Annotated in this window: 21 protein-coding genes; 13 read left to right on the forward strand and 8 right to left on the reverse strand. The window is 66.5% G+C overall.

Annotated elements, in window-relative coordinates:
• Positions 1-141: 141 nt before the first annotated feature.
• From HNP02_RS08945 to HNP02_RS08965, 5 genes are read left to right on the forward strand one after another with little or no spacing between them, the layout of a single operon-like run.
• Positions 142-975 carry a polysaccharide deacetylase family protein gene (locus HNP02_RS08945; protein WP_184437787.1) on the forward strand — a complete coding sequence of 278 codons (834 nt, stop codon included), beginning with the start codon at positions 142-144 and terminating at the stop codon, positions 973-975.
• Between the two features lie 17 nt (positions 976-992).
• Entirely contained in the window at positions 993-2,219 is a 1,227-nt protein-coding gene (locus HNP02_RS08950) for an APC family permease (protein WP_309241478.1), read from the forward strand.
• 32 nt (positions 2,220-2,251) lie between these two features.
• On the forward strand, positions 2,252-2,686 hold the full coding sequence (locus tag HNP02_RS08955; RefSeq protein ID WP_184437263.1) for a MarR family winged helix-turn-helix transcriptional regulator: 435 nt from the start codon (positions 2,252-2,254) through the stop codon (positions 2,684-2,686).
• 19 nt (positions 2,687-2,705) lie between these two features.
• The gene (locus tag HNP02_RS08960; RefSeq protein ID WP_184437265.1) at positions 2,706-3,566 is read left to right on the forward strand and encodes an LLM class F420-dependent oxidoreductase; all 861 of its coding nucleotides are present in this window, start codon (positions 2,706-2,708) and stop codon (positions 3,564-3,566) included.
• A gap of 25 nt (positions 3,567-3,591) precedes the next feature.
• Positions 3,592-4,896, forward strand: a complete 1,305-nt coding sequence (locus tag HNP02_RS08965) for a uracil-xanthine permease family protein (RefSeq protein ID WP_184437267.1) — start codon at positions 3,592-3,594, stop codon at positions 4,894-4,896.
• On the opposite strand, the gene HNP02_RS08970 is transcribed toward HNP02_RS08965, so the two are convergent.
• Positions 4,883-5,395 carry a hypothetical protein gene (locus HNP02_RS08970; RefSeq protein WP_184437269.1) on the reverse strand — a complete coding sequence of 171 codons (513 nt, stop codon included), beginning with the start codon at positions 5,393-5,395 and terminating at the stop codon, positions 4,883-4,885. The two genes, HNP02_RS08965 and HNP02_RS08970, sit on opposite strands and share 14 nt — an antisense overlap.
• A gap of 175 nt (positions 5,396-5,570) precedes the next feature.
• Between HNP02_RS08970 and HNP02_RS08975 the strand changes: the two genes are divergently transcribed.
• From HNP02_RS08975 to HNP02_RS08995, 5 genes are all read left to right on the forward strand, one after another.
• Positions 5,571-6,617 (forward strand): isopenicillin N synthase family oxygenase, encoded by a 1,047-nt coding sequence (locus tag HNP02_RS08975; RefSeq protein ID WP_184437270.1) that lies wholly within the window; start codon positions 5,571-5,573, stop codon positions 6,615-6,617.
• 202 nt (positions 6,618-6,819) lie between these two features.
• Entirely contained in the window at positions 6,820-7,152 is a 333-nt protein-coding gene (locus HNP02_RS08980) for a DUF2563 family protein (RefSeq protein ID WP_184437271.1), read from the forward strand.
• On the forward strand, positions 7,152-8,312 hold the full coding sequence (locus tag HNP02_RS08985) for a hypothetical protein (protein WP_255506336.1): 1,161 nt from the start codon (positions 7,152-7,154) through the stop codon (positions 8,310-8,312). Before HNP02_RS08980 ends, HNP02_RS08985 begins: the two co-directional genes overlap by 1 nt.
• Positions 8,313-8,322: 10 nt before the next feature.
• The gene (locus HNP02_RS08990; protein ID WP_221317335.1) at positions 8,323-8,895 is read left to right on the forward strand and encodes a hypothetical protein; all 573 of its coding nucleotides are present in this window, start codon (positions 8,323-8,325) and stop codon (positions 8,893-8,895) included.
• The gene (locus HNP02_RS08995) at positions 8,885-9,619 is read left to right on the forward strand and encodes a hypothetical protein (RefSeq protein WP_184437272.1); all 735 of its coding nucleotides are present in this window, start codon (positions 8,885-8,887) and stop codon (positions 9,617-9,619) included. Before HNP02_RS08990 ends, HNP02_RS08995 begins: the two co-directional genes overlap by 11 nt.
• Positions 9,620-9,739: 120 nt before the next feature.
• On the opposite strand, the gene HNP02_RS09000 is transcribed toward HNP02_RS08995, so the two are convergent.
• Positions 9,740-9,925, reverse strand: a complete 186-nt coding sequence (locus HNP02_RS09000) for a hypothetical protein (protein ID WP_184437273.1) — start codon at positions 9,923-9,925, stop codon at positions 9,740-9,742.
• A 208-nt stretch (positions 9,926-10,133) separates the two neighbouring features.
• Between HNP02_RS09000 and HNP02_RS09005 the strand changes: the two genes are divergently transcribed.
• A complete protein-coding gene (locus tag HNP02_RS09005) occupies positions 10,134-11,462 on the forward strand; it encodes an adenylate/guanylate cyclase domain-containing protein (RefSeq protein ID WP_184437274.1) in 1,329 nt (442 codons plus the stop codon).
• 234 nt (positions 11,463-11,696) lie between these two features.
• On the opposite strand, the gene HNP02_RS09010 is transcribed toward HNP02_RS09005, so the two are convergent.
• The 5 genes from HNP02_RS09010 to HNP02_RS09025 all read right to left on the reverse strand — a co-directional run bounded on the left by HNP02_RS09010 (position 11,697) and on the right by HNP02_RS09025 (position 18,560).
• Entirely contained in the window at positions 11,697-13,781 is a 2,085-nt protein-coding gene (locus tag HNP02_RS09010; RefSeq protein ID WP_184437275.1) for a serine hydrolase, read from the reverse strand.
• 272 nt (positions 13,782-14,053) lie between these two features.
• On the reverse strand, positions 14,054-14,794 hold the full coding sequence (locus HNP02_RS43665) for a LuxR C-terminal-related transcriptional regulator (protein ID WP_309241479.1): 741 nt from the start codon (positions 14,792-14,794) through the stop codon (positions 14,054-14,056).
• On the reverse strand, positions 14,734-16,833 hold the full coding sequence (locus HNP02_RS09015; protein ID WP_309241480.1) for an AAA family ATPase: 2,100 nt from the start codon (positions 16,831-16,833) through the stop codon (positions 14,734-14,736). Before HNP02_RS09015 ends, HNP02_RS43665 begins: the two co-directional genes overlap by 61 nt.
• Positions 16,834-17,015: 182 nt before the next feature.
• A complete protein-coding gene (locus HNP02_RS09020) occupies positions 17,016-17,324 on the reverse strand; it encodes a hypothetical protein (RefSeq protein ID WP_184437277.1) in 309 nt (102 codons plus the stop codon).
• A 60-nt stretch (positions 17,325-17,384) separates the two neighbouring features.
• Positions 17,385-18,560 (reverse strand): acyl-CoA dehydrogenase family protein, encoded by a 1,176-nt coding sequence (locus HNP02_RS09025; protein WP_184437279.1) that lies wholly within the window; start codon positions 18,558-18,560, stop codon positions 17,385-17,387.
• Positions 18,561-18,624: 64 nt separating this feature from the next.
• Here HNP02_RS09025 and HNP02_RS09030 point away from each other — a divergent pair, with 64 nt between their 5' ends.
• Both HNP02_RS09030 and HNP02_RS09035 read left to right on the forward strand, forming a co-directional pair.
• Positions 18,625-19,827, forward strand: a complete 1,203-nt coding sequence (locus tag HNP02_RS09030; RefSeq protein WP_184437281.1) for an FAD-binding oxidoreductase — start codon at positions 18,625-18,627, stop codon at positions 19,825-19,827.
• Positions 19,827-20,177, forward strand: coding sequence for a cupin domain-containing protein (locus HNP02_RS09035; protein WP_255506337.1), 351 nt, complete (start codon positions 19,827-19,829; stop codon positions 20,175-20,177). The genes HNP02_RS09030 and HNP02_RS09035 overlap by 1 nt, the downstream gene beginning before the upstream one ends.
• Here the strand turns inward: HNP02_RS09035 and HNP02_RS09040 are convergent.
• Positions 20,174-21,439, reverse strand: a complete 1,266-nt coding sequence (locus HNP02_RS09040) for a sugar ABC transporter permease (protein ID WP_184437283.1) — start codon at positions 21,437-21,439, stop codon at positions 20,174-20,176. The genes HNP02_RS09035 and HNP02_RS09040 overlap by 4 nt on opposite strands.

The raw sequence follows: 21,439 nt of genomic DNA on the forward strand, positions 1-21,439 counted from the left end.
CAACTCCACAGTCACGCCTCCCCGGTTGCGGGGCATTGTGCAGTTACCCTGCACTACGTGCCGCGTGTGACCAGAGTGACTAATGGGATTACGGGTCGTCCCGCAAGTTCTCGTTCCGGAATTGGGACGACGATCCCGACCCTGTCACGCCGCAACGTCCTCATCGGTGTCGCCGCGTCGGCAGCCGCCATCGCCCTGGCAAAGGTCAGCACGCAGACGTCGACCCAGGCAGAGGCGGCAATCCCAGCTCCACCCGCACCGCCTCCGCCGCCGGAGTGGCCAGCCCTATCGCCACCCCCGCCGCCTGCGGCTCGCATGCTGTTGCCGGGCGGCGGCGTAGTGAGCTCCATCCCGGGACCCGGCGATCTGCTCTCCCTCACCTTGGACGACGGCGTCGACACCGACGTGGTGCGCGCCTACGGCCAACTGGCCAAGGACAGCGGAATCCGGCTCACCATGTTCGTGACCGGCGTGTTCCAGTCCTGGACCGAAAATCGGGACCTCCTGCTGCCGATGGTGGAGTCCGGCCAGATTCAGCTGGGCAACCACACCTGGCTCCATCACGACCTCACCAAGATGACCGGTCCCCAGATCGCCGACGAGCTCCGGCATACCGACCATTTCATCAAGGACACCTTCGGAGCCGACGCGACGCCGTACTATCGCCCGCCCTACGGCGCATACAACGACCTGGTCACGAAGGTGGCAGGGGACCTCGGCTACACCGTCACCACCATGTGGAACGGCAACATCGGAGACGACGCGATCCTCGCGCCGCAGGACATTATCGCCAACGCCGACAAGTACTACGTCGCCCAGAACGTCGTCATCGGCCACCTCAACCATCCGGCCGTCACCAGCATCTACCACCAGTTGCTCGACATCATCGCGAGCCGCGGCCTGCGCACCGTCACTCTCAACGACGTCTTCGACAAGCCCGAGTCAACCCGCCTCATCTCCGCGTACCCCACGTAGGCCAATACGATTACGTGGTGCCGGATCAGCCCTCGCTCGAACGAAGGCTCGGCACCGTCGACGCCGTCACGATCGGCCTCGGCTCGATGGTGGGCGCCGGTATCTTCGTCGTCCTTGGCCCCGCGGCTGCGGCGGCCGGAACCGGACTGCTCGCCGGGCTGGCCGTGGCGGCAATCGTCGCCTACTGCAACGCCACCTCATCGGCACGGCTCGCTTCGCTCTACCCCCAGTCCGGCGGCACCTACGTGTACGGACGGGAACGGCTCGGACCGTTCTGGGGCTACACCGCCGGCTGGAGCTTCGTGGTCGGCAAGACCGCATCGTGCGCGGCGATGGCGCTGACGGTCGGGATCTACGCCTGGCCCGAGTACGCACACGCCGTCGCGGTCGCCGCAGTGGTGGCGCTGACGGCGATAAACGTTGTCGGCGTGCAGAAGTCGGCGCTGCTCACCCGCGTCATCGTCGTGGTCGTGCTTGCCGTGCTTGCCGCGGTCGTGGTCGTCGTTCTCGGCGGCGGCGACCTGGACCGCTCGCGCCTGGCATTCGGCGACGACGTCAGCCCGGGTGGTGTGCTGCAGGCCGCGGGGCTGCTGTTCTTTGCGTTCGCCGGTTACGCACGGATCGCCACCCTCGGCGAGGAGGTACGCGAGCCCGCCCGCACCATTCCCCGCGCCATCCGCCTCGCGCTCGGCCTGGCCCTTCTGGTGTACGGAGCAGTCGCGGTCACCGTGCTGGCCGAACTGGGTAGCGCGACACTGGCCTCGGCGACGGCACCCCTGGCCGAGGCGGTGTCCTCGGCCGGGCATCCCGAGTTCGCACCGGTGGTCCGGGTGGGCGCCGCCGTGGCCGCGCTCGGTTCGCTGCTGGCGCTGATCCTCGGCGTGTCCCGCACCACGCTGGCGATGGCGCGCGACCGGCACCTCCCCCAGCGACTGGCGGCGGTGCACCCCCGGTTCAACAGTCCGTACCTGGCCGAGATCGCGGTCGGTGTGGTGGTGGCCGTGCTCGCCGCGGTCATCGACGTGCGCGGCGCCATCGGCTTCTCGTCGTTCGCGGTGCTGCTGTACTACGCCATCGCCAACGCCTCGGCAATGACCCTGCGCGGCAAGGTGATTCCGGTCGCAGGCCTGGTGGGCTGCGTCGTGCTGGCGTTCTCGCTGCCGGTGTCGTCGGTGCTGACGGGGGTTGCGGTCGTGGCGGTCGGTGCCGCGGCATACGTAGTTCGCCGGCGGCCGGGCAGTTAGACAGTTTCAACTGTGCAGTTTAAACTGTCCATATGGCACAGGTCAGTGAGTCCGCGGTAGCGGCGGCGCGCGATCTCCGGGTGATGTTCAGCAGGCTGCGCAGGCGGCTACTCGAAGTCGCGACGGCCGAGGACCTGACCCCGTCCCAGACGGCGGTGCTGATCCGTCTGGTGAAGGACGGGCCTGCGTCGACCAGCCAACTGGCCGGCGCGGAACGGGTGCGTCCGCAGTCCATGGCGACCACACTGGCCGGCCTGGACCGGCACGGGCTGATCGGCCGCACGCCCGATCCCGAGGACGGCCGCCGTCAGCTCATCACGCTCACCCCCATCGGCCACAGACACGCCGAGAACGACCGCAGGGTGCGCGACGAATGGCTGGTCCGTGCCATGCAGGACCGCTACACCGAACCCGAGCGTCGTCTCATCAACGAGGCACTGACGCTGCTCGAACGCATCACTGATTAGCGAAAGGCATTAGACGACAATGGAACTAGGCATTCACTACATCGACTTCCTGCCGGGCGCACCCGAACGGCTCGGCCCAACACTGGCCGCCACCGCGACGGCGGCCGAGGAGGCCGGGGCCACCATGTTCACCCTCGCCGACCACTTCTTCCAGATGGAGAACATGGGTCGCGCGGAGGACCCATTCCTCGAGGGCTACACGTCCATGGGCTTCCTGGCAGGCCAGACCCGCAGCATCGATCTCACAATGCTGGTCACCGGTGTGACGTACCGGTATCCCGGTGTGCTGGCCAAGACCATGACCACACTCGACGTGCTGGCGCAGGGCCGGTCGATGTTCGGCATCGGTGCCGCCTGGTACGAACGCGAGCACGTGGCGCTCGGCATGCCGTACCCGCCGCTCAAGGACCGCTTCGAAATGTTGGAGGAGACGCTGCAGATATGCCTGCAGATGTGGAGTGACGACGACGGGCCGTACGAAGGCAAGCACTACCAGCTGGCCGAGACCATCTGCCAACCGCAACCCATCCGGCGCCCGCCCATCCTCATCGGCGGCGATGGCGAGAAGAAGACCCTGCGAATGGTCGCGCAATACGCCGACGTCTGGAACACCACCGCGTCGATCGACGAGCTGCCGCACAAGCTCGACGTGTTGCGTCGGCATTGCGACACGGTGGGCCGCGACTTCGCCGACATCCGGCTGACCGCGGGTTTGTTCACCGATCCGTTCGTCGATGTCGACGGCTACATGCGACAAGTCGACCAGCTCGCCGACCTGGGTTTCGATCTCATCAACGTCGGACCGATGCCGGGCAACCCCGATCCGGTCGGCTTCGTGAAGCGCCTCGGCGACGAGGTCATCCCACGGCTGGCGCGTTAGCCGCACATGGTGTGTAGTCCAACCTGTGATCCCCCTGACCTGGAAGCCCGTCCCGTCCGACGCCGCAGTCGTCGCACCAGATGAGCGGCTGAGCTGGCCACGCACCATCGGCATCGGCGCCCAGCACGTGGTGGCCATGTTCGGCGCCACATTCCTGGTACCGGTGCTGACCGGCTTCCCGCCCACCACGACGCTGCTCTTCTCCGGTGTCGGCACGGTGCTGTTCCTGATCATCACCGGCAACCGGCTGCCGAGCTACCTCGGATCGAGCTTCTCGGTGATCGCCCCTGTGACGGCGGCGGTGGCGTCGAACGGAACGGGCAGCGCGCTGGGCGGTTTGGTGGCGGTCGGCGTGCTGCTGATCATCATCGGGGCCGTCGTGCACCTCGTCGGCACCCACTGGCTGGACCTGACCCTGCCGCCCGTCGTGACCGGAGCCATCGTCGCGCTGATCGGTTTCAACCTGGCGCCTGCCGCGAAGAACAACTTCGAGAAGGGCCCGCTGGTCGGCATCGTCACCTTGGTGCTGCTCGTCGCGGCCCTGGCATTCTTCCGCGGCATCATCGGGCGGCTCGCGATCTTCGTTGCCGTCGTGCTCGGGTACCTGTTGGCGCTCGCTCTCGGTGACGTCGACACCGCGTCGATCGCGGCGGCGCCCTGGCTCGGCCTTCCTGAGTTCCAGACGCCGACGTTCACCTGGTCGGTGCTGCCGTTGTTCCTGCCTGCCGTCATCGCGCTGATCGCCGAGAACATCGGGCACGTCAAGTCGGTCGGCCAGATGACGGGCACCGACACCGATCCGGTCATCGGCCGTGCGCTGGCCGCCGACGGAGTGGCGACGGTGTTGGCCGGCGTCGGCGGCGGCTCGGCCACCACCACCTATGCGGAGAACATCGGTGTCATGGCCGCCACACGGGTGTATTCCACCGCGGCGTACTGGGTCGCTGCTGCGGTGGCCATCGGGTTGTCGCTGTGCCCCAAGGTCGGGGCGACGATCTCCGCGATCCCTGCTGGCGTCCTCGGCGGTGCCACGGTCGTGTTGTACGGCCTGGTCGGCGTCCTCGGCGTGCGCATCTGGCTGACCAACCACGTCGACTTCAGCCAGCCCATCAACCAGATGACCGCCGCCATCCCGTTGATCATCGGCATCGCCGACTTCACCTGGCACGCAGGATCTTTGATCTTCACCGGCATCGCACTCGGCTCGATCGCGGCGCTCGTCGTCTACCACGGCATGCGGCTGCTGGGCTGGCGCACCGTCAAGGTGCAGGAGGAGCCCGCCGAACCAGTCGCTGATTCGTCCAAGCCCGAAAGCCCTACGGGCACATGAACGCAATGGGCGGGCACTGAGGCGGCGGAGGCGGCGGTCCGCCGGCCGCATCCCAGACGTAGTCGCCGACGTTGCCCTGGTGGTAGCCGACGTTGTAGTAGGTGTGGCAGACGTTCATGTCCCAGTCGACCTGGTGGGGCGTTCCGTCCGGGTTGGTGCCGTCTTGCGGCATCGGTTGTCCTGGACACCATTTGTGCGCGAGCGGGCCCGTGGGGCCGGGACCCTCTGGTGGATTGGTCCCTTCCCAGACGTTGTTGATGCCGCCGTTGCTCCCGTCTCCGACATTTCCCTGCCCCATGTTGACGTAGTAGTACGTGTGGCAGCCGCCCATACCCCAATTGACATCGGGTTTCGGCAAGGGCTGTCCTGGGCACCATGTGAAGGGGCCGACCGGCCCGGTGGCATTGGCTTCGGCGGCCAGTCCGAGTCCGGCCAGCGCGAGGCCGCTGGACAACAGCGCCCCGGCAACGATCCGCTTGCGACGGTGAATGGTTTTCATATGGCGAAGCAAATACCATTAGCGCGGCTACCGATCCCAACAAGTGGCGACAGGCGCACCCTGAGCAGGCCTGTTAGCATCGGACTACCCGAGTTCAACACGAGACGTCAGGCCGCTCAGGCAGGGAAACGGACACCTCCGGGACAGTGTTCCGTGTCGCCCGAGAGGAATTTCCATGAGCGAGTTTCGAGTACCAGCCGTCGACATCAGTCCGTATGTCACCGACGGCACCTCCGACGAGAAGGCCGCGGTCGCCGCGGCCATCGACATCGCCTGCCGCGAAGTGGGTTTCATCCAGATCCACGGGCACGGCATCGATCCGGCCGTCAGCTCGGGCCTGGCCGAGGCGATGGACGGCTTCTTCACGATGCCGATGGACGACAAGAAGCCGTGGCGCCGCCCCGCGTCGGAGAACCGCGGCTACACGCCGCCGAACTCGGAGTCGCTGAGCCTGAGCCTCGGCGTCGAATCGGCCAGCCGGATGAACGACTTCTTCGAGGCCTACAACGTCGGCAGGTCGCTCGACGACTACCCCGACGTGCCCGCTGACGTCGCGCAGCACTATGCGACGAACACCTGGCCCGACGTCGACGGTTTCGAGGGCAAGGTGAGCGCGTACTTCACCGAAGCGGAACGCGTCGCGGTCACGATGACGCAGATCTTCGCCGACGCGTTGAACCTGCCGAGCGGTTTCCTCAGCGCTCTCACCGACCACTCGATCAACGTGCTGCGGATGAACAACTACGCGCTGCCCGCGGGCACCGACGTCCGGCTCGACGGCGACTTGACCGGAATGGGCGAGCACACCGACTACGGCGTCGTCACCGTCTTGTGGGCCGACCAAGTGGACGGTCTGCAAGTCCTTGGCAGCGACGGGATTTGGCACGACGTCAGCCCCGAGGACGGCGCGTTGCTGATCAACCTCGGGGACCTCACCGCACGGCTGACCAACGAGCGCTGGATGTCGACGCTGCACCGCGTCAAGCCGCCCGTCGTCGACGGCACCATTCGGCGCCGCCGGTCTGCGGCGCTCTTCCACGACGCCAACGCCGACGCAGTCATCGGCCCGCTCGACTCGTGCGTCGACGGCCAACACCCGGCGCTGTACACCCCGGTCACCGTGGACGAGCACGTCCGGGCGAAGCTGGCCGGCTCGCGCGTCGGCGTGCGCAACGAGGCCGCCGAACGCGAGAGCGCGCGAGTGCTGGAGTCTCGGAGATAGCGAAAGCTGTTACCCCCGGGCATGTTCCTGATTGACATCAGGTCTACGGCGTAATAGATGTGTTCGTCGGGGCGTTGACCACCGCGACCAGGACGGTGTCAACTGAGCTGTCGCCGACCTGTTTGGCAGCAATTTCCCTGCAAATTCACAGGTTCGGGTTGGGTAGACTTTTCTCCGAGGTTGCTGCGGGGAGGAGCGGGCCATGACCAGGGCGGGTATGGAAGTCGATTCGAGGCATCTGCATGCCGGTGCGGACCGGTGCGCCGATGCAGCCTCGGCAGCACAGGCCGCGGCGGGCAAGCTCGCCGCGAAGGAGCCAATGGTGGGAATGTTCGGCGATTTTGCCGAAGCCCATGCATTTCACGAGGCGATCACAACGGCACACCAGGATCACATTGAGCAGCTGCGTGCTCATCACCGTGCTCTGACCGACATCAGCGACAAGAGCCATTACGGGGCAGACAGATTCACCGCACAAGATGCTTCGGCCGCCGATTCCCTGCGGGCCGCCGAATCGGGTTTCGACGCGCTCTAATGCCCCCGCCCTTGGGTTTGATCAATCTCTCCGTCAGCGACTTGATTGCGGCCGCCGGCGCGGACCCGTGGAAGATCAACGACGAACTGCAGGCCGGGGACGCCGGCGCAATCAACGCCCAGGCTGACGCGTTTCACGCTGCGGCGGGTTCTGCCACCGAAGTCGAGAATGACTTCCAGTCGGCCAAACAGCGCTTTGAGCAGGGTTGGCGACACAACGGTGTTGAGCATCCGATCACCGAGTCGGCCGAGGTCACGCGCGCGACCACGACACTGCACCTGCAGAAGTCCCAACTCGCCAAGATCGCATTGGATTTGGAGACAGTGGCCGCTGCACTGGCGACGGCACAACGCACCTGCGACGCCGACATCGCCGCACTGGACAACTTTTTGCACGGGGCCGACGACGCGATCGGCGCCGCCAAAGCCGCCAAGCAGGACACGCAGGCTATGCACGACGCGGCGGTCGCAACGGTGCGAATCACCCTTGGTGAGGTGCAGGCCAGTCGTGACGGCTATGTGAACGCCATGGCGGCCGCCGAGTCAGCGATGGCGTCGGTGACAGGCGAGGCCCCTCAAGTTCCGGGCGGCGCACCGGCCGAGACCGGCCAACCCGGCGAGGGTTCCGGACCAACGGTGACGAAGGGGGATGTGGCAATCGGTGCCGCTGGTGCGGTGGCGGGCGGTACTGCGGACGGTGTGCGCCAGGCGACAATCAATTTGATCAACGAGTCCCCCGGTACGGGTCCTGGTAAGGCTGACCCTGCCTTGTTGAAGTGGCTCGAGGATCCGAAGATCGGCGGCGTCGATCTGACGGGATTCTCTCGCATCGGCGGGGTCGTTTCTGCGGTCAGCGCGGTGCCCGCGGTCATGTCCGACGTCCATGACGGCAACTCGGTGCCGGAGGCTGTCACCCGCGAGTCCGTCGGAACCGCTTTCGGACTGGGTCTAGGCGCATTCGCAGGAGACGCGGCAGCAGGTGCAGTGGCAGGTTCTGTCATTCCGGGCGCAGGGACCGCGGTGGGATTGGCGGTCGGCGCCGTCGTGGGAGCCGGCGCCGCCTTGGGTGCGTCTAAAGGGATCGAGATGATCTGGGATCCGGTCACGGATGCGCTGAGTAGCGCAGCGGATAGCGCTGATTCGCTATTAGGTTTCAGGTAGGCCGTGGACAATGCGATTCGATGAGTTCGTGGTGGGGCATGGTGTCGCTGTGTCCGCGGTCGATGAGTTTGCCGGATTTTTGGTGGAGGTCGGCATACCGGCGGATTGGGATTCCTTCGATTCGACCACGGGTATGCGAGTGTGGATCTGGCGCGGCGACCCAGGCATCCGCGAGTTCTGCGCCAACGCAGTGCTGACGATGCATAGCGTCGAGGCCGTGTTGGACGCCGATGAGGTATTCGCGATGCTCGTTGACCAGCAGGTGCAGTCGGTGCCGGGCAGTCATGAACTGCACCGTGAACTCGCTGCGGCCACCGAGGGCGCTGGCGGCGTGGGGACACTCGCAATGCAGATCACTCACGACCTCGGCACCATCGACAGCGTGTCACGATCCCGGATCATCACGACTGAACAGGAGACGCTCATCGCGCAACTGACAGTAACCGCGCTCCACGGTTCACCGGTGGACCGGGCAGATGTCTGGCTGACCGTCCGAACGGGCGCGTCGACAGGGCCGGTGTCCGCGAGTCACCGCCGGGGAGTCCCGGTAGACGGACGCAAGACGGTCGCCGATGGCAGATAGCAGTCCTAAAGGCGGTTGGCGTCGGGCACTGCGGTACACCTTCGGGGGCGCCCTCTGCCTGTTGGCGGTGGTAGCAGCGCAGACGGGGCTGCAATGGTATTGGTCTGTGGTCGTGCTCTGCGGAGCGTTTCTCATCATCCTCGGCAGACGCCGGATTTTTCGGCCGGGAGTCACACGAACGACCGACCTGGTCGTCTGCCGCTACATTCCCTGGTACGAGGGAAACGCTTACTACTTGAACGTGGCGCTCCCGCTGACCGGGGCCGCCATGGCCGCGGCGGGATACGCGCCCGGAAACCCGGTGTGGCTTCGATTCGGTGGGATCTTCCTAATTGCGGTAACACCGCTCATGACGTACTCCGCCGTACGTATGTGGCGCCGGTGCATTCTGTGCTTCTCCCCGTCAGCGTTGACCGTGCGAACGGCCGCGCCTGGGGATGCGTTGACCGAGATCCCGCGTGAGCGTGTCCAGTCGATCACGCCCAAGGTGATCGCAAATTCGGCAAACGGCGTCGCATCGCTACAGGTCGAGATCGCCTACCAGACAGCGGATTCAAGTGACGACGCGACCAAGACCGTGCTGCTGGGCCTGCAGCTGACCGTTGTACCGGACAACCTCCTCAACGCCCTCGTGGCCTGGAAAGATGCCACCAACGACGACCCGAGTGAGCTCTTGGATCGGATCGAACGAATTCTCATGGGCCGCTCAATGGCTGGCGTGTAACTGCATCACGCGAGATCTACGCGCCCTCCGGCACCGCTGCCGAACGCGAGAGCGCACGAGTAGCGTGGTTCCGGGAGATAGCGAAAGTTATTACCCCGCAGACATATTCCTGATCGGCCGTTAGAAGGGTGGTGGGATCGATTCGCGGTCCGCGGGGAAGGTGTCGAGGTAGGACAGGTATTCGTCGGGAATGTGGGGCGTTGGTTTGGGTGTGGTGCGGTAGTGGTGTTGGCCCGGCGTTCCGCCGACAGGCCGCACCTCGGCGGTGACCGGTGCGGTCGGGGCGCACAGGCCGGGGAAGATCAATGCACTCCCACGACGGGTGACGTCGTGACCTAACGCTCCCCGGCCCGTGAGTCCAGATGACCGAGCCGTCGCGCAGCTGTTCAACGCGCCAACCCCAGAACGTCTTGGCCAAAATGATGACACCGAATTGTTGAAGAACATTTGAGGGAACGCTCTTGAACAGCGTAAACGTCTGTCGACGCGCTCCACCGGGACTTAGACTTCTGCGGTGTTCTCGGAGACGCGCTATGCGATGAACGGGGACTTGCGCGTCGCCTACTGCGCCTCACCCCGTGGCGCTCGCGACATCGTGTTCGTCCCGATGTGGTTCAACTGTTGCGAAATTCTGCCGACGCTACCGGCGATTCAGGGGTGGGTTGAGGCGATGACATCGCTGGGCCGGTTGATCTTTTTCGATCAGCCGGGCACTGGCGCGTCCGATCCGGTCTCGGCGGGTGCGTTGCCGACGTTGGAGCAATGGGCCGACAGCATCACCGCGGTGTTAGACGATCTCGGGAGTCGCGAAGCGGTTCTAGTCGCGTCGAACGCTGCGTTCGCGCCCGCGGCGCTGTTCGCGGCCAGCCATCCGTCTCGCACCACGGCGCTGGTCGGGCTTGAGGTCTATGCGGATCCGACGAGCCCGATGGCTGAGAGCACCGACGGGCTCACTCCGGAGAAGTTCTTCGATGCCATGATCGCCGTGTGGGGAACGGGGGAGTTCGAACATGTGCTCAATCCCGATATGCCGTGGAACGAGGAAATCCGGGCAACATGGGCACGATTTGAACGCCTGTCGGCGAGCCCACGGACCGTTGCTCTCATGATGCCGGTGGTTTCCGAATTGGACATACGGGCGCTGCTTCCGACCGTCCGGGTGCCTACCCTCGTCGTCCAGTACATGAACGACTCATTCGTCCCACCCGCTTCCGGCAAGTACGTCGCCGATCACATCCCGGGCGCGAAATACGTTGAACTGTCCGGGCGCAACCTCTATCACATCGTCGAACCCTGGCGCGAATCATTCCAGCACGTCGCTGAGTTCCTCACCGGCGAGCGGGCAGACGTGGCCGACGACCGCGTTCTCGCCACGGTGTTGTTCACCGACATTGTGGACTCGACGCACCGGGCCGCGGAGATCGGCGACCGTGACTGGCACGCGTTGCTTGATGCGCACGACGCCGTCATCCGGTCGCAGCTCGCGCGGTTTCGGGGCCGTGAGGTGAACACCTCGGGCGACGGCTTCCTCGCAATGTTCGACGGCCCGCAGCGAGCGATCCGCTGCGCCATGGCAATTCGCGACGCGGTTCAATCGCTCGGCATCGAGGTGCGTGCCGGGTTGCACACCGGCGAGTGCGAGGTCCGCGGCGACGACATCGGCGGCATCGCCGTGCACATCGGCGCTCGCGTGAGCGCACTGGCCGGGCCGAACGAGGTGCTGGTGTCCAGCACGCTGCGCGACCTGGTGATCGGGTCAGGACTCGAATTCGAGGAGCGCGGCGCTTACGAGCTCAAGGGCGTGCCCGGCGAGTGGCGGCTCTTCTTCGTCGCGTCTGCATAGTGGCGGGCTTCGGCCAAACTCATGTCGCCTGCACCACTACCACCGGACCACCCGGCGTGCCCGTCGAACCGCTACCGCTCGCGCCGCCAGCGCCGGAACCACCCTGGGCGCCTGTGCCGGCCGTGCCACTAACGCCGCCGCGCCTCCCACGCATCGTCGTTATTGAGACAAGGCCGGCACAGAATCGGGGTTTCCCCATGCCTCACGCGAGTGCGGTGCGCCGACGGTCGAGCACTACAGATCGGTCACGCCGAAATGCTCGAAGAGGTCGGTGCCCGGCCAATTCCCCGCGTCGCGGATCGCGTGCAGCTCGTGCGACACCCAATCCAGCTGTGCCCCACCGAAACCGTCGCCTTCCGTGTTCGTCGCCAACAGCACGCCGAACGCCATCCCGTCCTCCATGACCCCAGAGATCGATTCGGCACCGCCCGTCCCACCGTTGTGCGCGTAGTAGGTGTGGCCGTCGACCTCGGCGGTGTTCCACCCGCGGAGGTTCGTCCCGTTCGTGCCAGGCAAGTGCTGCCAAGCGGGTTTGAAGCTCCACATGTCCTTCAGCCCGTCTTTGGTCAACAGCTCGGGCCCCTGCGCGCCACGCTTGAACGACGAGCAGAACCGGGTGATGTCGATGATGGACATGGCCAGCGCCCCGTGGGCGTCGAAGGTGTGCCCATCGCCCTCGTAGGGCGGATACACCAAGGGCCTCGGGGCCCCTGGCGCGGGATTGACGTGGGCCCAGGCATCGATGGGTGTCGGGCGCGCAGTGTGATAGAGCAGCTCGCCGTTCTCGCCAGGTTTGACGCTGCCGATCTGAATGCGCTGCGCGGGCACGCCCAGCGAGCCGAAGATGCTGTCGCGCACGAACGTTAGATACGGGACACCGGCGACGGCCTCGAGCACGCGGCCAAGGACGACGAACGCCATGTTTGCATACGCGCAGATCTCCCCGGGCTTGACCGTGCCGTCGAACGCGTCGGCATCGCGCTGTGCCATGTAGGACATCGACTGCGCCTTCGTGATCGGATGATGCACCGTCGCACCAGGAATGGTGGCCTTGATCAGCGCATCGATCTCCGGATCACTCTGGTTGGCACCGAATCCGCCGAAGCCCGTCACCATGCTGAGCAGGTGGTCCAGCGTCAGCTTGCGGAAGCGCGGGTCTGAGGGCTCGTCGCCGGTGAAGTTCCTCCACGGCGTCGACGACCCCTTCAGGATGTCGTACACCTTCGTGTTCACGCCGTCCGGTTGGAAGGCCGGGTGCAGATTCTGGACGAGCAACATGATCGCCGTAGCGGTGATCGCCTTCGTGGTGGAGCCGATCTCGCAGAGGTCGGTCGCCTTGGCGGTCGGGAAGTCGTCCTCGGCCCACGTGTATGCGCGGCCATACCCGAGGCGGCCCTTGTCGGCGGCGGCGAACTGCATCACGCGGATCCCGCGCTGCACCATGAAGTCCTTGATGTAATCGTCGATCGCGCTGAACGGGTTCGCTACACCCGCGCCAAACGGGTTGGCGGACTTGCGAAACGTCCAGTCCGGCAATTTGGCGTCCGGCTTGGCGAAGACGACGTCGTACACACTCACGCCGCCCATCTCGCCTGCGCTGATCCTCAGCGGCACATTGCCCTTCTTCTCCTCCGCCTCGACCCGCTGTGCGGTGTCGTGCGCGACCATTCCGAACGTGTGAACCTGGTCGAACGCCGGGTCGTCCCAGAGCATGATCCGCTGTGGCGGGTCACTGACCAGAAACGTGTTCAGCAGCCGTGCACGATGTGGCCGCATCACTTGCACCGCCTCGTTGAGGCGATCCTGACGGTCAACCTCGAACCACTGCAGCGGAGCCCGCTGCGGATCGCTCGGCATCCACAGAGCCCGGACGAACGTATCGGCGCCGTCACGCACGGCGATCAGGCCGGCGCACGAGTTGCCTGCCCGCATCTTGATGCCCGCCTCGCCGTTGTCGGCGAGCAGATTCCCCGGGTCGAACCAGAGCTTCGTCCATGGTCCGACGACCGAGGCCTTGATGCCAGGCTCGAACACGACCAGGACGCGGCACACCGACCGCGACTCGCCGACCCCCGTCACGAGGGTCGGGTGGGTGCCCTTCTTGGCAGCGTCCGCGATCACGTGATCGAGCTTCGCGATGTCACAAATGACGACGGTTTGCACTGGACCCGATGCCTGAACCCATACGGCGGCGAAGCTCGGGTCAGCGGCCGCGCCATGCATGGAAATGGACCGCAACCGCCAGCCGTGCCCGAGTTTTGCATTCTGCTCGGCCGTTTGCAGCTGCTCGTTCTTCGCTAGATACCACTCGATCATCATGTCCCCCCAGGGAATTGAGTGCTGCACCTGCTCACTGAGCGCGGCAATTAGCACTTGCATTGATTGGAAGGGAATCACTCTGCGATTCCCCAACGGCGACCGCCGAACCACTACCTCGCTGACGACATCTAGCCATGTCGAGGTCTCCTTGGTTCGTCCCCGTACCGGAGCGCTGACTGCTCTGGTAGGCGTTGACGCTATTGGTGCAAGGTCCGCGCAGAATCAGGCGTTTCCCCATGGTTGACGCGCGGCGCGGGCGTCGATGGCCAGGGCTATGCGCTGGGCGGGAGTCCCGGTTCGGGTTTGCCCATACGACGGCCGAGTTCGGCCCGCGAACGGATGCCGAGCTTGCGGTAGATACGGGACAGGTTGGCATCGACCGTTTTTGGGCTGATGAACAGTGCTGCGGCGACGTCGCGGTTGGTCATGCCCGAGGCCGCCAACTCGGCGACCCGCTGTTCGGCCGGAGTTAGCCCGGTGGCCCGGCGTGGCACGACGACGCAGCGGGCCAGCTCGGCGCGGACCCGCTCGGCCCACAGCGGGATCCCCATCTCCTCGAATGCGGCCAGGGCGTCGCGCAGCGTTTCGGTGGCACCTTCCTTACGGCGTTGGCGACGCTGAATCTGGCCGAGCAGCAGCTGGGTTCGGGCGCGCTCGAAGGGCATCGGCAACCGCTCGTGTTCGGCCATCGCCTGCAATGCGGCCAGGCCGGCGGCGTCGAGGTCGCCGCGGGCGGCCTCCAGCATGGCCCTGCCGCGCGCTCCGACCGCCAGCATCCAGGCGCGATCAAGGCGACGACCGTTGCGTTCCAACCGCTCGATCAGCGGCTCAGCCTCGTCAAGCCGGCCCAGCTGGATCATGGCCTCGACGGCGTCGGGCACGAACGACGCAGCGATGATCTCCGCCACGTCCGGCGCCGCGTCAAGCCTGGCCACCTGCGGCTGCAGGGCGGTTAGCGCCGCGGCGTAGTTGCCCTGCGACACCTCGAGAAACCGAGAATCGTGACCGGCCATTCTGACAGCGTGCTCCAGTTACTACGCGAGCCTGCCGCGCGCGCCTCGGTGACGTCGCAGCGGGCCTGCTCGACGTGGCCGGCGTAGGCGGCCACCGCGGCCCGCATCGTCAGGGCCATGAACATCGGCACGTCGCCGCCGAGCTGCCGCGCGCGCTCCATGGCGTCCTCAGCAACCTGGCTGGCTTCGGGGAAGTCCCCTCGCCAGATCTCGATGAGAGCGCTGTGGAAGGCGAGGAAGATCAGTTCCTTCTCTTCACCGTTCTCGACGCAACGGCGCCGGGTGGCCAACATCCCGTCGTGGGCTCGCTCGAGTTGGCCGGTCCACGCCAGCATCACGGCGTTGTGGACGCTCGGCCGGAACGGCAAGGGGATGGCCGCGTTGGGGTCATCCAATTCGAGTGCTCGTTGGAGGCTGGGCAGGTCGACGCCCTCTCCGCGAATCATGCGGATCATGACCCGCATGGCCAGCGCCTGGCTCAGCAAACGTGGCTGGTCCAGCCGCTCGGCATCGGTCACCGCGTCTTCGGCGCATTCAGCGGCGGCGGTGAAATAGCCGACGTTGCCCCGGGCAAACGCCAACGCGATCAACATCTGGACCCGCAGCCCGAGATCATCTCCGGTCTCGCCGAGCCCGCGCTCCAGCAGGCCGATGGCGTCAAGGAAGCTATCGTCGGTCAGGCGCACAATGGCCAGCAGGCATGACGCCGCCGCCAGCAGCACCCCGGATTTCAGGGTGTTGACGGTCTTCTCGAGCACGGCGCGGGCCCGTCCAGGATCCCCGGCGTCGAAATGATGGCTCGCCGAGCGGATCCGGCGCTGCGGGGTGTCGCCGCCAAGGCCCACCGCCAGCTCGACCAGCTCGGCCGCGGCGGCGGGCGCTCCTCGCTTGCTCGCCATCTCCGCGGCCTCATCGAGGGACGCCAACGTAGTCGGGTCACCGACGGTGGCAGCCAAGGCCAGGTGCCTGGCCGCCGGTTCGGGTTCGGCGACGACCTCGGCCAATCGCCGATGCATCGCGCGGCGCCGCGGCGGGGCAGCGTCGGTGTAGACACCCCTTGCCAGCAACGGGTGGGTGAAACGCACTCGGTTGCCGTCGATCCCGACGATGCCCTTGTCCTCGGCATCCTCCAACAACTCCGCAACCTGACCGGCATCCGCGCTCACGGCGCGCGCCAGCAGCTCCACGGTCGGCGCGGCGGCGCACGCCGCCGCCAGCAACACCTCAAGAACCTCGCGATCGAGGCCACCGATCCTGGCCCGCACTACCTCGGCAAGCGTGCTCGGTAGCGACGCATCGACGTCCGTCGTGCCATCAGCCATCGCCCGCGCCAGCTCGAGGGCATAGAACGGATTTCCACCAGAGACCTCCTGGATGCGCGCCATCGTCGGCCGCGGAAACGACCGCCCAAACCGCTGAGACACCACGGTATGGAGCCCGCCAATGGTCAATGGACGCAACACAATCCGCGCAAGACCGTCGGCATCGGGCAACTGCAGCCAGGATGCAGCACTCCCGCCGTCCGGATCCGTGCGCACAGCACCCAGCACCCCCACCGGCGCCGCGAGCCGCCGCGCGGCGAACGCGAGGACGCTCACGCTGGAAGGATCAAGCCACTGCAGGTCGTCAATCGCGATCAGTACCGGCGTCTCCTGCGCCAGGCGGGAGACCATCGCGAGGAAGCCCGCCGCCACCGCGCGCTGATCCGTCGGCGCGCCGTCGGAGTCAGCCCGCAGCAGTACCCGATCGATTGCGCGCCGCTGCGGGGACGGCAGATCCGCACTGGCGGCCGGATCGATGTCGCCCACGAGATCCGCCAGCGAGGCGTACGCCAGTACCGACTCCGCCGCCGCCGGCCGCGTCGACAACACCCGGAACCCCTGTTCGCGGGCCTGCTCCACACCGGCTGACCACAGCACGGTCTTGCCGATACCCGGTTCACCCTCCACCACCAAGGCTGACGGCCGAGTCGCCGCCGAGGTCAGGAAGCCGGCGACCGCTCGAGCCTCAGCGTGGCGGCTCACGACATCGGCGGGCATCGTCGACCAATCTCAGCCAGGACGCTGACGCACATGGAGGCGTGCCGCGGGTCCGCATATCGGGCTGACACTCGCAGCGACATGGGCGTCCGTCCACGCTAGTTATGTGCTGGGCGGAACCTTACGCCTGGCTAGCCCGCGTCCGTGCGCGTTGACGCTATGAGGCAAGGGCACGCACAGAATCAGGTGTTTGCCCATGGTTGATGCGTGGCGCGGGCGTAAAAGGCCAGGCTGAGCCGCCGGGCGGGGATCCCGGCCTGAGCGCACACCCGGGCCACCACCTGTTCCGAGCCGGCCGCGAAGACACCGAAGACCACGTCGTCGTCGGGTACCGCGAGCGTCATCATCAGCTGCACCGGTGAGCCTTGTGCGCACATCAACGCAACGCAGTTGTCGAGGATGCTGACGGCGTACGCGAGCCCTTCGGCGGTCAATTCGGGTCGATACCACTCCGCGAGGTAACACCGCAGACCCGACGCAGGGGCGCTCATCGCCTCGACACTAGGCGATGACGGCGACCACAGAACCAGGTGTTTTCCTACAGTTCGGGGCTACGCGCCCTCCAGCACCGCCGCCGGTCCGCGGTTCATCAACTGGCGGGCCACGATGATTCGCTGGATTTCGCTGGCGCCCTCCCAGATCCGCTCCACACGAAGCTCGCGATACATCCGCTCGGCCACGTTCTCCCGCATGTAACCGCGGCCGCCGAAGATCTGCACGGCGCGGTCGGCGACCCGGCCTGCCATCTCGGAGCAGTACAGCTTGGCCATCGACGCCTGCGCGTGCAGGGTCTTGCGGTCGGTACCCGCGTCGATCGAGCGCGCCACCTCGTAGAGCATCGTGCGAGCCGCGAACAGTTCGGTGGCGCTGTCCGCGAGCATGCCCGCCACCAACTGATGCTCGCCGAGCGGCTTGCCGTCGACCACCCTCTCCTTGGCGAACGCGGTCACTTCGTCGATCAGGCGCTGGGCGGCGCCGACGCAGCGGGCGGCCACCATCAACCGCTCGAACCGGAACCAGTCCTGGGTGAAGGTCATGCCCTCACCCTCGGCGCCGACCAAGTTCTCCGCGGGAACCCGTACGCCGTTGAACGCCACGATCGGGTGCTCGTCGGCGATGTGATGCGAATAGTGCGGTGTGCGAACGACTTCCACCCCGGGCCAAGGCAGGTCTACCACCAGCAGCACGTGCTCGCCCTCATAGTCCCCGCCGACCAGAACCGCCTGGACGAACAGGTAGTCGGCGAGGTTGTACGACGTGACGTGCCACTTGACGCCGTCGATGACGTACTCGTCGCCGTCGCGCCTGGCGGTCGTCTGCAGCGCCGAGACGTCGGAACCGGCGAACTCCTCGGTGATGGCGTACGCCTCGTGCTTCTCGCCGCGTACGGCGGGCAGCAGCCACCGCTCGCGCTGATAGTCGGTCGCCACGTCGGCCCACCACTGCGGCGGCGTGTGCATCGCCCAGGCCAGCCCGTTGGTGGCCCTGCCGCACTGTTCCTGCACCAGAACCTGCTGCAGAGCGGTGCATCCAGGGCCCCCGACCGAGGTCGGCATGTTGGTGGCGTAGAGGCCCAATTCGATTGCCCGGGAATGATGTTCGGCGGCAATCTCCTTGCTCAGCACACCGCCTGCCATCTCAACCTCGACCTCGAGCGGGATCACCGAGTCGACGAACCCGCGCGCCGCCTCCTGGATACGCCGATCGTCCGCCGACAGTCCGTACATTCGGGCACCTCTATCCTCGCCGACCTCTTGACTGAGCGTTCAGTCTATGTCACGGTCTCGTAGTATGACCAGATCCGGTAGCGCCGACGTAGTGGTGGTCGGCGGGGGGACGGTCGGTGCGTGGACCGCCGTTCTGCTCGCCGAATCCGGCGTGCGCGACGTCGTCCTGCTCGAGGCGAGCACACTCGGCGACGGGGCCAGCAGCCGCGCCGCGGGCATGGTGCGCGCACAGGGCGGCACCGAGACCGCCATCCGCCTTGGCCTGCGTTCCCAAGAGTTCTACTCCGCAAGCGGTGAGCGCTTCCCGCTCGACTGCGGCTTCCGCGCCCAGGGATATCTGATGCCGTGCTTCACGCCTGCCGAGGTCCAGCAGGCCGGCGACCGCATCGCTCTGCAACGCACTCTCGGGCTCGAGGTCGAGTGGCTGAGCAGCGACGACCTCGACGCGAGGCATACCGGTCTGGCACCGGGCGTCACCCTCGGCGCGTCATACGCTCCAGGCGACGGCTACATCGATGCCCCACGAAACGTGTTGGCCTACACCGCCGCCCTCACCGCACACGGCGTCGACGTCAGGGAGCGCTGTGCGTTCACCGGCCTGCGCACCCGTGGGGGTCGCGTCGTCGGCGTCGACACGTCGGAGGGCCCGATCGACGCCGACCGGGTGGTGCTCACCGGTGGGCCGCAGCTCGCCGACGTCGGCAGCCGCGCGGGTGGCCGCATCCCGGCGGGCGGCACTCGCCACCAGGTCGTGGTGACCGCGGCCCCGCCCAGCGTCGACATCTACGAGCTGCCGATGGTGTTCGACGTGACCTCCGGAATCTACTGGCGGCCAGGCGAATCCGGTGGCGTGCTCTGGGGCATGAGCAACCCGGACGAGCCGCAGGGGCCCGCCGTCGACTTCGACGAGGAGTACTACCTGAAGGCGCGGGACCGGATCGAGCACCTGTTCCCCGCCATCGCCGGCCTGGGGCTGCGGCGGTCGTGGGCGGCGACGATCGACTACACCCCGGATCACCTGCCGATCCTCGGTCCGTTGCTCACCGACGACGGACCGGTCGACGGCACGGTGGTGGCCAGCGCCGCCGGTCACGGCATGATGTGGGGCCCTGCGGTGGCCCAGGTGGCCTCCGACCTGGCCACGACGGGCGCGTGCGACTGGCTGGACCTCACCGACCTCGGCCTGGACCGCTTCGACGCCGACGGCAACAGTCGCGTTGCACCCGAACCGATTTCACTCCCATTTCCCGAGAAGGCGACACAGTAATGGCGACAAGCAAGATCAGCACCAGCACCCTGACCCAAGCGACCGACGCCGAGCTCGAGGACTGGGGCCCGCTACCGGAGGCCACCGGCGAGGAGATGGCCACCCAGGGCGTGGAACTGTGGGTCGACGGCGAGTCCTCGGCGGGCATCTGGCAGTGCGCTCCAGGACCGTCGCGATGGACGCTGGAGACCAACGAGGTGATCCATCTCGTCGCGGGCCGGATGACGGTGACGCCCGACGGCGGCGAGCCCGCGGAGATCGGAACGGGCGACATGGCAGTCTTCCCGAAGGGCTGGACCGGCACGTGGGACATCCACGAAACCGTGCGGAAGGTCTACTCGATCTTCTAACTCAGCCCGGTAGCGGACCGCCGTCGCCGCGATATCGCGTCAACACTGGCCGCCAGTAGCAGGACGCCACCGGTGACCAGGAAGTTGATGTAGGACGACTGATTCAGCAGGCCGAGTCCGTTGGCGATCGTCGCGACCACCACGCCGCCGATCACGGCATCGAGCGCACGGCCCTTGCCGCCGAACAGGCTGGTGCCGCCGATCACCGCCGCGCCGACCGCGTACAGCAGGACGTTGCCAGCGCCCGAGGATGCGGATACCTTGCCGCCGTACGACGCTGCGATGATGCCGCTCACCGCCGCCAGCGCCGAGCACACCACGAACACCGACATCCGGATCCGGTCGACGTTGACACCCGCGCGCCGTGCCGCCTCTGCGTTGCCGCCAACGGCGTAGATGTGCCGACCATAAGCGGTCCGGGTCAGCACGAACGTCAACACGATGAGCAGTACCCCGACCAACGGCAGAACGTAGGGGATACCGCGGATCTCGATGTTCCTGTTGACGCTGCGGTTGAGGCTGAGCAGGTAGGTGACACCGAGGGTCACCGCGCCAACGCCGACGATGCGCGCCGCCACCACCCCGAACGGTGCATGGTGCAGCCCGGCCGCGACCTTGCTGCGGTGCCGGTACAGCTCAAGACCGGCATAGCCGACGACGACCAGCAGCGCGCAGATCCAACCCACCGTCACGGGCAGGTTGTCGATGGTGATGCCCCGGATCACCGGATCGTCCACCCGGACCGATCCACCCTCACCGATCAGCTTGAGCGTAACGCCTTGCAGCCCAAGGAAGAACGCGAGAGTCACCACGAATGACGGGATGCCGAGCTTGGCCCGCAGCAGCCCGATCGACAGGCCGATCAGCGCTCCGCAGGCCACACCTGCCAGCACCGCAGCCCACCACGGAAATCCGTGGTTGGTGATGGTCAGCGCCATCGCACAGGCCGACACACCGCCTGCCACGCCAGCGGACAGGTCGATGTCACCGAGCAACAGAACGAAGATCAGCCCCATCGCGAGCACGCAGATCGAACCGGCCTGGGTCACCAGGTTGGCCAGGTTGAGCGCCGACATGAACCGCTCGTTGGCCAACCCGAACACGATGAACAGCACGACCAGACCGAGAACTGCGGGCAGCGAACCCATGTCACCGCCGCGTACCCGTTGCAGGTAGCCGCGCGCGGCATCGCGGAACGTCTCGTCGGAGTGGGTATCGGCCACGAAGTCCGAATCGGCGAGTTCGGGTTTGACGGTGGTCAT

The organism is Mycobacterium sp. AZCC_0083, assembly GCF_014202335.1.
GTDB lineage: Bacteria > Actinomycetota > Actinomycetes > Mycobacteriales > Mycobacteriaceae > Mycobacterium.

Excerpts from the sequence above, each read along its gene's own strand:
- HNP02_RS08955 (WP_184437263.1), top strand. The coding sequence starts at position 2,252 with ATGGCACAGGTCAGTGAGTCCGCGGTAGCGGCGGCGCGCGATCTCCGG.
- HNP02_RS08960 (WP_184437265.1), top strand. The coding sequence starts at position 2,706 with ATGGAACTAGGCATTCACTACATCGACTTCCTGCCGGGCGCACCCGAA.
- HNP02_RS08970 (WP_184437269.1), bottom strand. The coding sequence starts at position 5,395 with ATGAAAACCATTCACCGTCGCAAGCGGATCGTTGCCGGGGCGCTGTTG.
- HNP02_RS08975 (WP_184437270.1), top strand. The coding sequence starts at position 5,571 with ATGAGCGAGTTTCGAGTACCAGCCGTCGACATCAGTCCGTATGTCACC.
- HNP02_RS08980 (WP_184437271.1), top strand. The coding sequence starts at position 6,820 with ATGACCAGGGCGGGTATGGAAGTCGATTCGAGGCATCTGCATGCCGGT.
- HNP02_RS08985 (WP_255506336.1), top strand. The coding sequence starts at position 7,152 with ATGCCCCCGCCCTTGGGTTTGATCAATCTCTCCGTCAGCGACTTGATT.
- HNP02_RS08990 (WP_221317335.1), top strand. The coding sequence starts at position 8,323 with ATGCGATTCGATGAGTTCGTGGTGGGGCATGGTGTCGCTGTGTCCGCG.
- HNP02_RS08995 (WP_184437272.1), top strand. The coding sequence starts at position 8,885 with ATGGCAGATAGCAGTCCTAAAGGCGGTTGGCGTCGGGCACTGCGGTAC.
- HNP02_RS09010 (WP_184437275.1), bottom strand. The coding sequence starts at position 13,781 with ATGATGATCGAGTGGTATCTAGCGAAGAACGAGCAGCTGCAAACGGCC.
- HNP02_RS43665 (WP_309241479.1), bottom strand. The coding sequence starts at position 14,794 with ATGGCCGGTCACGATTCTCGGTTTCTCGAGGTGTCGCAGGGCAACTAC.
- HNP02_RS09015 (WP_309241480.1), bottom strand. The coding sequence starts at position 16,833 with ATGCCCGCCGATGTCGTGAGCCGCCACGCTGAGGCTCGAGCGGTCGCC.
- HNP02_RS09020 (WP_184437277.1), bottom strand. The coding sequence starts at position 17,324 with ATGAGCGCCCCTGCGTCGGGTCTGCGGTGTTACCTCGCGGAGTGGTAT.
- HNP02_RS09025 (WP_184437279.1), bottom strand. The coding sequence starts at position 18,560 with ATGTACGGACTGTCGGCGGACGATCGGCGTATCCAGGAGGCGGCGCGC.
- HNP02_RS09030 (WP_184437281.1), top strand. The coding sequence starts at position 18,625 with ATGACCAGATCCGGTAGCGCCGACGTAGTGGTGGTCGGCGGGGGGACG.
- HNP02_RS09035 (WP_255506337.1), top strand. The coding sequence starts at position 19,827 with ATGGCGACAAGCAAGATCAGCACCAGCACCCTGACCCAAGCGACCGAC.
- HNP02_RS09040 (WP_184437283.1), bottom strand. The coding sequence starts at position 21,439 with ATGACCACCGTCAAACCCGAACTCGCCGATTCGGACTTCGTGGCCGAT.